7 protein-coding genes and 1 rRNA gene are annotated in these 9,221 nt (G+C 71.1%); all 8 read left to right on the top strand.

Annotation, left to right across the window (positions count from 1 at the left end):
* Nucleotides 1-141 precede the first annotated feature (141 nt).
* The 8 genes from rrf to pstA all read left to right on the top strand — a co-directional run bounded on the left by rrf (nt 142) and on the right by pstA (nt 9,185).
* A 5S ribosomal RNA gene (rrf, locus tag ACFUK0_RS22710) occupies nt 142-258 on the top strand.
* 83 nt (nt 259-341) lie between these two features.
* On the top strand, nt 342-1,307 hold the full coding sequence (mshD, locus tag ACFUK0_RS22705) for a mycothiol synthase (RefSeq protein WP_380252987.1): 966 nt from the start codon (nt 342-344) through the stop codon (nt 1,305-1,307).
* 259 nt (nt 1,308-1,566) lie between these two features.
* Nucleotides 1,567-3,747, top strand: coding sequence for an RNA degradosome polyphosphate kinase (locus ACFUK0_RS22700; protein WP_380252985.1), 2,181 nt, complete (start codon nt 1,567-1,569; stop codon nt 3,745-3,747).
* A gap of 68 nt (nt 3,748-3,815) precedes the next feature.
* Nucleotides 3,816-4,862 carry a CHAD domain-containing protein gene (locus ACFUK0_RS22695; protein WP_380252983.1) on the top strand — a complete coding sequence of 349 codons (1,047 nt, stop codon included), beginning with the start codon at nt 3,816-3,818 and terminating at the stop codon, nt 4,860-4,862.
* Nucleotides 4,863-5,120: 258 nt separating this feature from the next.
* The gene (locus ACFUK0_RS22690; protein WP_380252989.1) at nt 5,121-5,543 is read left to right on the top strand and encodes an NUDIX hydrolase; all 423 of its coding nucleotides are present in this window, start codon (nt 5,121-5,123) and stop codon (nt 5,541-5,543) included.
* A 305-nt stretch (nt 5,544-5,848) separates the two neighbouring features.
* The gene (gene pstS / locus ACFUK0_RS22685) at nt 5,849-6,982 is read left to right on the top strand and encodes a phosphate ABC transporter substrate-binding protein PstS (protein WP_380252981.1); all 1,134 of its coding nucleotides are present in this window, start codon (nt 5,849-5,851) and stop codon (nt 6,980-6,982) included.
* Between the two features lie 149 nt (nt 6,983-7,131).
* Nucleotides 7,132-8,112, top strand: coding sequence for a phosphate ABC transporter permease subunit PstC (pstC, locus tag ACFUK0_RS22680; protein WP_380252979.1), 981 nt, complete (start codon nt 7,132-7,134; stop codon nt 8,110-8,112).
* Complete coding sequence (pstA, locus tag ACFUK0_RS22675) at nt 8,109-9,185, top strand: phosphate ABC transporter permease PstA (RefSeq protein ID WP_380252977.1); 1,077 nt, start codon at nt 8,109-8,111, stop codon at nt 9,183-9,185. The genes pstC and pstA overlap by 4 nt, the downstream gene beginning before the upstream one ends.
* Nucleotides 9,186-9,221: the final 36 nt, after the last annotated feature.

Here is a 9,221-nt window from a genome sequence, read left to right as displayed (position 1 = left end):
AGCCCTGTAAGGGGTGGAGCTGACCGGTACTAATAGGCCGAGGGCTTGTCCTCAGTTGCTCGCGTCCACTGTGTTGTTCTGAAACAACGACCCCATGTCCCAGGTCACGGGATCGTGGTGCGGTTGACAGTTTCATAGTGTTTCGGTGGTCATAGCGTGAGGGAAACGCCCGGTTACATTCCGAACCCGGAAGCTAAGCCTCAAAGCGCCGATGGTACTGCAGGGGGGACCCTGTGGGAGAGTAGGACGCCGCCGAACAATTTTTCTAGAGAAGCCCCGCCGGGTAACCGGCGGGGCTTCTCTGCGTTGTGCCCGAGCCCGTTGACGTAGGGTCAGGTCCCATGGGTGCTAATCGGAGTTACGCATGGGCCGAGGGCGAGGTCCAGGCCGGACCGGTGCCGACGGGGCCGGACGAGGTACGGGAGATCCTGGCCGCCGCCGCGCGGGCGGACGGGCGGGAGGCGGTTTCGGAGCAGGGGCGGCTCCGGCTGCGCTCGGGGACGGCCCGGCCGGGCGTCACCCATCTCGTGCAGCTCGTGACGTCCGACGCCGGAGCCGCAGGAGTCGGGTACGCCCAACTGGAGGCCGGCGAGCCCGGCGGCTCGCCCGGCACCGCCGAACTCGTGGTGCACCCGGACCGGCGGGGCCAGGGCCTCGGGCGCCGTCTGGTGGACGCCGTCCTGGCCGAGGCGGCCGGCCCGGTCGACTTCTGGGCCCACGGCGGTCACCCGGCGGCCCGGCACCTGGCCGGGGTGTACGGCGCGGAGCTGGTCCGTGAGCTCCGCCAGATGCGGCGGACGGGCAAGGCGGTCGACGAGGTGCCCCTGCCCGAGGGCATCGGCCTCCGGACCTTCCGCCCGGGTGAGGACGACGGACAGTGGCTGCGGCTGAACGCGCTCGCGTTCGCGCACCACCCGGAGCAGGGCGCCTGGACGGAGCAGGACCTCGCCGAGCGGATCGCCGAGCCGTGGTTCGACCCGGCCGGGTTCTTCCTGGCCACCCGTGGCGACCGCGTGGTCGGTTTCCACTGGACGAAGGTCCACCCGGCGACGGCGACGGAGCCGGCGCTCGGCGAGGTCTACGTGGTGGGCGTGGACCCCGCGGAGCAGGGCAGTGGGCTCGGACGCGCGCTGACGGCGGCGGGCCTGCGGCACCTGACCGGGGACGGGCCGGGGGAGCGGGGGCTGGAGACCGTACTTCTCTACGTGGATGCCGACAATCCGGCGGCTGTGCGGGTATATGAACGGTTGGGGTTCGCCGTCCACGAGGTGGATCTGATGTACCGCGCCCGGTTCCAGGAGGAGTAGGGCGGCCGGCCGGCGGCGTGGCGGGCCCCGGCTCCGACCGACTCAGCTTTCCTCCTGGCCATGCGGTGTTTACCGTGGATTCAATTGCCGCCGCGAAGATCACAGGATGAAGTCCGTAGTGTCTCGTTCGCGCAGCGTCATCCCGCACCCGAAGGGTGGCCGTCTTCCGGCCGCTCCGGGCGGGTGGGCACTGTCGTTCTGCGAGCACGACGGTCTGCCGAGACACTCGGACTGCGTCCTGCTGGAGGAGCTGGAGCCCATGAGCATTCCCCGCCCCGTCTCTGTCCCGCTACCGTCGCCGGCGCTGATGTCCGGCGCGCTGGGGATGCCCCCGGAGCCGTTCGCCGCCGAGGAGGAGGACTTCGAGGAACTCCCCGAGGGCCGGTTCCTCGACCGTGAGCGCAGCTGGCTGGCGTTCAACGAACGAGTCCTGGAGCTCGCCGAGGACCCGGACATCCCGCTGCTGGAGCGGACCAAGTTCCTGGCGATCTTCGCGAGCAACCTGGACGAGTTCTTCATGGTCCGGGTGGCGGGCCTGAAGCGCCGGATCGCGACGGGCGTCGCGACCCGCTCCGCGGCGGGGCTCCAGCCCCGCGAGGTGCTGGACCTGATCTGGAAGCGCTCGCGCGAGCTCATGGCGCGGCACGCCGCCGCGTTCCAGCACGAGGTGCTGCAGGACCTCGCGGCCGAGGGCATCGAGCTGGTCCGCTGGGCGGAGCTGGCCGACAAGGAGCAGGCCCGGCTGCACACGCTGTTCCGGCAGAAGATCTTCCCGGTCCTCACCCCGCTGGCGGTGGACCCGGCCCACCCCTTCCCGTACATATCGGGCCTGAGCCTCAACCTGGCCGTGGTGGTGCGCAACCCGGTGTCCGGGCACAAGCACTTCGCCAGGGTGAAGGTGCCGCAGTCCCTCTCCCGCTTCCTGGAGGCGTCCCCGGAGCGCTACGTCCCGCTGGAGGACGTGATGGGGGCGCACCTGGAGGAGCTGTTCCCGGGGATGGAGGTGCTCGCCCACCACGCGTTCCGGGTCACTCGCAACGAGGACCTGGAGGTGGAGGAGGACGACACCGAGAACATCCTCAAGGCTCTGGAGAAGGAGCTGATGCGGCGGCGTTTCGGCCCGCCGGTGCGGCTGGAGGTCGAGGAGTCGATCGACCCGTACATCCTCGACCTGCTGGTGCGCGAGCTGAACATCACCGAGGCCGAGGTCTTCCCGCTCGCCGGGCCGCTGGACCTCACCGGGCTGTTCGGCATCGCCGGCCTCGACCGGCCGGAGCTGAAGTACACCAAGTTCGTGGCCGGCACGGCCCGCGGTCTGACCGACGTCGAGTCGGCCTCCCAGCCGGACATCTTCGCCGCGATGCGCGAGCGCGACGTCCTGCTGCACCACCCGTACGACAGCTTCTCGACGTCCGTGCAGGCCTTCCTGGAGCAGGCCGCCGGCGACCCGGACGTGCTGGCGATCAAGCAGACGCTGTACCGGACGTCCGGCGACTCGCCCATCGTGGACGCGCTGATCGACGCGGCCGAGTCCGGCAAGCAGGTGCTCGTCCTGGTCGAGATCAAGGCGCGCTTCGACGAGCAGGCCAACATCAAGTGGGCCCGCAAGCTGGAGGAGGCCGGCTGCCACGTGGTCTACGGGCTGGTCGGCCTGAAGACGCACTGCAAGCTGTCCCTGGTCGTCCGGCAGGAGGGTGACACCCTGCGCCGGTACGCGCACGTCGGCACCGGCAACTACCACCCGAAGACCGCCCGGCTGTACGAGGACATCGGCCTGCTCACCTCGGACCCGCAGGTGGGCGCCGACCTCTCCGACCTGTTCAACCGGCTCTCGGGCTACTCCCGCCGCGAGTCGTACCGCCGGCTGCTGACGGCGCCGCGCGGCCTGCGCGACGGGCTGATCGCGCGGATCCACGGGGAGATCGCGCACCACCGGGCGGGCCGTCCGGCGCACGTGAAGATCAAGGTCAACTCGATCGTGGACGAGGCCGTGATCGACGCCCTCTACCGGGCCTCCCGGGCCGGTGTGCCGGTGGACGTCTGGGTGCGCGGGATCTGCGCGATCCGGCCCGGGGTGGCGGGTCTGAGCGAGAACATCCGGGTCCGGTCCGTGCTCGGGCGGTTCCTGGAGCACTCGCGGATCTTCGTCTTCGGCAACGGCGGCGACCCGGAGGTGTGGTTCGGCAGCGCCGACATGATGCACCGCAACCTGGACCGCAGGATCGAGGCGCTGGTACGGGTCGCCGACCCGTCGCACCGTGCCGAACTGTCCGGCCTGATCGACCTCGGTGTCTCCGACGAGACCGAGTCCTGGCACCTCGGCCCCGACGGGGCCTGGACCCGCCACTCGAACGACGCCGACGGAAGGAGGCTCCGCCACGTGCAGGACCTGCTCATCGACTCGCGCCAGCGCCGCAGGGCCTCCTCCTCGGCCCGCTGAGGCCGCCGAGCAGTCGGCCACCAGCCCCGGGGGAGGGACCCCCGGGGGGACGGGGATTCACCACAGCCATGACCGATGCGCCGATGACGGCCTCCGGGCCCTCCACCGCGACCACCGGGGAGATCCTTTCCCGCCATCTCACGGCCCAGGCCGGCGCGTTCCTGCGCGCCCTGCCGCAGGCGGTCGGCGAGGTGGGCTCCAGACCGGGTGCCGTCGTCCACGCCCCGGCCGGCACCGCGGACCTGCTCCGCTCCGTACGGCGGATCGGCGGAGCCCTGCACACCTTCGCGGCGAGCTTCGACCCCGTCTGGGCCCAGGAGTCCCGGACGGAGCTGCGCTGGCTGCTCAACCTGCTCGCCCAGGAGCCCGGCTACCTGCGGCGCTCCACCCGGCTGCTCGGCGCACTGGACTCGCTCAGCGGCAGTGAACCGGACGGGCCCGGCATGCTGGCGGGCCACGCCGGCGCGCCGAAGGCCCGCGCCCTGCTGGACCGCCAGCTCACCCTGGCCCGCACCCGCGCGCACTCGACCGTCCTGCAGGAGCTGCGCTCCGCCCGCCTGCACGCGCTGGCGGACCGGATGACGCTGCTGGTCGGCGAGGTACCCCTGCGGACGCCGGACGGGGGCCCGCTGCACCCGCAGGCCGACGCCGCGCTCGCCGCCCTCACCACGGGTGCCCAGCAGCTCCCGCTGCTGCGCGCGGCGACCCCGTACGGCGGTGACGGCCTGCGCCGGCTCGGCTCGGTCCCGGCCGCCCGGGGGGTGCTGGACGCCGACGCCGCGCTGGCCGCGGACGACGCGCCCTGGAACCGGGTACGGATCCTGCTGAAGCGGGCCCGGTACGCCCTGGAGGTGTGCGCCCGGCCCGTTCCGGAGCTGGACGCCCTGGACCGTACGCTCGGCCGGCACCAGGAGGCGTCCGACGCGGCGGTCACCGCGGCCACCGCGGCCCGTACTCCGAGGATCACCCCGGCGACGGCCTACGTCCTCGGTGTGGTGCATGCTGATCAGCGACTGGAGGTGGAGGCGGCACGGTACGCCTTCGGACGCCAGTGGCCTGATCTCTCCCCCGGCCTGGCCGGTCGGGAGGGCCCCCCAGCACCACGGATGGCATGAATGGGCGACCGCCTGAGCGGCAAGCGCGGCGAGGACAGCAGGACCGACCCGTCGGGTTCCAAGGGCGCCGCCCGGATGAGCGCGACCGGGCGGCCGTCCCCACCCGCGGACGGTGAACAGCGGCGGCGGCTGCGCGAGGCCAAGACCCAGGGCGGGAAGCAGGGCGGTCCCGGGCGGCCGCAGGTGCTGGTGCAGTCCGCCGACGCGACGCGGGCCCGGCGGCGCTCCGGCGGCCGCAAGACCGGGCGCGGGCGGACGATCCTGGCGGCGGGAGCGGTGCTCTGGCTGCCCGGCCGGGAGAAGAAGAACGGCAAGGGCCTGCGCCGGCCGCGGATCGCGCTGATCCACCGCCCCAAGTACGACGACTGGAGCCTGCCCAAGGGCAAGCTGGACCCGGGCGAGAGCATGACGCAGGCGGCCCTGCGCGAGGTCGAGGAGGAGACCGGCCTGCGCTGCGTGCTCGGCGTCGAACTGCCCAGCCAGCACTACCTGGCCCAGGGGCGGCCCAAGGAGGTCCGGTACTGGGCGGCGGTGCCGTCCGGCGGCTCCTTCACCCCCAACCGTGAGGTCGACCGGTTGGAGTGGCTGCCCGCCCGCAAGGCCCGGGCCCGGCTGACCCACGACCGTGACCGGCTGCTGGTGGACGCTCTGCTGGAGGCACTGGGGGCCCGCCCGCTCTGAGCCGGGCCGTCGGCCGCCCCGGAGGGGGCCGACCGGCGCTGACGTGGGACCCGTTCGAGTGATCTCCTCGCGGCCTCCCCGTGACGCAACCGTTACTACCTGACGGTGTTTCCTGCCATCCGTTCGAGGTTCACTCTCCGTTCACTTACGACCGGCTGACGCGTCACCTACCCCACCTAACTTCGGGATTACCGGAGGGCCGATCGGGCCCCGGACCAGAGCAGAACCCGCGTCTCCTCGCGTTGCCCGAGCACCCGTTGCCCGGCCGCGAACGGCGTCGGTGATGCCACAGAAAGGGACACCCTGTGAAGCTCCAGCGAAACGGCCGCTCCAAGGCCCTCGTCGTCGGTGCCATGGCGCTCGTCAGCTCGCTGTCGCTCGCCGCGTGCGGTTCGGACGACAACTCGGGCAGCGCCAACGCCGCCGGTACGTCGAGCGCCTCGGCCGCCGCGATCGCCTGTGGCAAGGCGGGCGCCCTGATGGCAGCCGGCTCGACCGCGCAGTCCAACGCGATCGACGTGTGGAAGACGAACTTCGGCAACGCGTGCAGCGGCTCCTCGGTCAACTACGCCGGTGGCGGCTCGGGTGCGGGTGTGCAGCAGTTCACCCAGGGCAAGGTCCAGTTCGCCGGCTCGGACTCGGCGCTCAAGCCGGCCGAGGTCGAGGCCACCAAGGCCGTCTGCACCGGCGGCCAGGGCATCGACCTGCCGCTCGTCGCGGGCCTGATCTCGATCGTCTTCAACGTGGACGGCGTCGACAAGCTCACGCTGGACGGCTCCACCACCGCCAAGATCTTCGACTCGCAGATCACCAAGTGGAACGACCCGGCGATCGTCGCCCTCAACCCGGGTGTCACCCTGCCGGACGCCGACATCCAGGCCTTCCACCGCTCGGACGACTCGGGCACCACCGACAACCTGACCAAGTACTTCGCCAAGGCCTCGGCCGGCGCCTGGACCGCCGCGCCCGGCAAGACCTGGGCCGGCAAGGGCGGCCAGTCCGCCGCGGGCAGCGCGGGCCTGGCGGCCCAGGTGAAGCAGGTCAAGAACTCGATCAGCTACGTCGAGCTCTCGTTCGCCCAGACCAACAGCCTGAAGAGCGCCGCCATCAACACCGGCGCCAGCAAGCCGGTCGAGGCCACCGCCGCCAACGCCGCCACCACCTTCGCCAAGGCGAAGATCGCCGGCACCGGCAGCGACCTCGCGCTGACCCTCGACTACGCGACCAAGGAGGAGGGTTCCTACCCGCTCGTCCTGGTCACGTACGAGATCGTCTGCGACAAGGGCAACAAGGCCGACACCCTCGACACCCTGAAGTCCTTCCTCACCTACGCGATCAGCGACGCCGGCCAGCAGGCCATCGGTGGCGACAAGGGCTACGTCCCGCTGCCGAAGGAGCTGTCCTCCAAGGTCCAGGCGATCATCCCGACCCTGGCCTGACACCTGCGGACCACCGGTGAGGCGGCCCCGAACGACCAGGGGGGGCCGGGGCCGCCTCACCGGGCAGTACCACCACCGAATGCACGTCCGGGGCACCGCCGCCATGGAGCCGCCCCCTCGGGGCAGCACCACCAGACCGGAGTAGACCAATGACTTCATCCGTCCCTGCCGATGCGCCAGGCAGGGCTCGCAGGCGCAAGACCAGCCAGCTCGGCGACAAGATCTTCTTCAACGCCGCCCGGGGCTCCGGCATCCTGCTGCTGGTCATCATGGCCGCCATCGCGGGGTTCCTGACCTACCGTTCGACGCTGGCGCTCAGCAAGAACGAGGGCAACTTCCTCACCACCTTCGAGTGGACGCCGGACGCTCCCGTGCCGGTCTTCGGCATCGCCGTCCTGGTGTTCGGCACCATCGTCAGCGCCGTGATCGCGATGGCGATCGCCGTGCCGGTCGCGATCGGCATCGCGCTCTTCATCTCGCACTACGCGCCGCGCCGGATCGCCCAGCCGTTCGCCTACATGGTCGACCTGCTGGCCGCCGTGCCGAGCATCGTCTACGGCCTGTGGGGCGCGCTGTTCCTCGTCCCGCACCTGGACGGCCTGACCAGCTGGATGGACGAGTACCTCGGCTGGACGTACATCTTCGACCAGACCCGCACGGGCACCACGCCGCGCACCCTGTTCACCGTCGGCATCCTGCTGGCCATCATGATCCTCCCGATCATCACCGCGGTCAGCCGCGAGGTCTTCCGCCAGGTCCCGCGGATGCACGAGGAGGCGGCGCTCGCGCTCGGCGCGACCCGCTGGGAGATGATCCGCACGTCGGTGCTGCCGTTCGGCCGGCCCGGCATCATCTCGGCCTCGATGCTCGGCCTCGGCCGCGCACTCGGCGAGACCATCGCGGTCGCCGTCGTGCTCTCCTCGAACAGCGTGCTCTCGCTGCGCCTGCTCGACCCGGGCGGCGGCACCTTCGCCCAGAACATCGCGCTGAAGTTCAACGAGGCGGGGCCCTTCGGCCGCGACGCCCTGATGGCCTCCGGCCTCGTCCTGTTCATCATCACCTTGCTGGTGAACGGCGCTGCCCGGATCATCGTCGCGCGCCGCAAGGAGTACTCGGGGGCCAACTCATGAGCGCCGTCACCGCCGCCGTCCCGGCGACCATCCCGCAGCTGCACCGCGACCTGACCACCGCGCGGCTGCCCCGCTGGGCGCCGGCCGTCGTCGCCGCGGCGTCCATCGCCCTCGGCAGTGCGATCGGCATCGTCTTCGACCTCGCCAGCCACCTCCAGTGGGGTCTGATCGCGGCTCTGCTCTTCGTCGTCATCAGCTACACGGCGTCGGCCCGGGTCGAGGGCCGCCGGCAGGCGAAGGACCGCCTGGCCACCTCGGTGGTCTGGGTCGCCTTCGTGCTCGCCGTGACGCCGCTGGCCGCGCTGATCTTCTACACCGTCCAGCAGGGCATCGGTGTGGTCGACGGCAACTTCCTGAGCCACTCGATGAAGGGCGTGCTCTCCTCCGGCCCCGGCGGCGGCATCTACCACGCGCTGATCGGCACCCTGGAGCAGGTCGCGCTGGCCACCCTGATCGCCGCGCCGGTCGGCCTGCTGACCGCGGTCTACCTGGTGGAGTACGGCCGCGGCCGGCTCGCCAAGACCGTCACCTTCTTCGTCGACGTCATGACGGGTGTCCCGTCGATCGTCGCCGGCCTGTTCGTCCTCTCCGTCTGGATCCTCGGCTTCGGCTTCTCGTACTCCGGCTTCGCCGGCAGCCTCGCGCTGGCCATCCTGATGATGCCGATCGTGGTCCGCTCCACCGAGGAGATGCTCAAGCTCGTCCCGAACGAGCTGCGCGAGGCCTCGTACGCGCTGGGTGTGCCCCGCTGGAAGACCATCCTGCGGATCGTGCTCCCGACCGCGGTCGGCGGCATCACCACCGGTGTGATGCTCGCGGTCGCCCGCATCACGGGTGAGACCGCGCCGGTGCTGCTGCTGGTTTTCGGTGCCGACATCATCAACAACAACCCGTTCGTGGGTCCGCAGCAGTCGCTCCCGATGTACATCTGGCAGCAGTACGCCCTGGTCAACAACGACTTCGGGTACGCCCGTGCCTGGGGTGCCGCGCTCGTGCTGATCGCCTTCGTGATGGGGCTCAACCTCATCGCCCGGGGCATCGCACGCTGGCGCTCGCCCAAGGCCGGGCACTGACAGACCGACTGTCGACGCAGTAATCACTAGCGGCGC

Source organism: Kitasatospora sp. NPDC057223 (assembly GCF_042669755.1).
Taxonomy (GTDB): Bacteria; Actinomycetota; Actinomycetes; order Streptomycetales; family Streptomycetaceae; genus Kitasatospora.
Note: the sequence above shows the minus strand (reverse complement) of the source record. Positions and strands in the feature narration are given on the sequence as shown.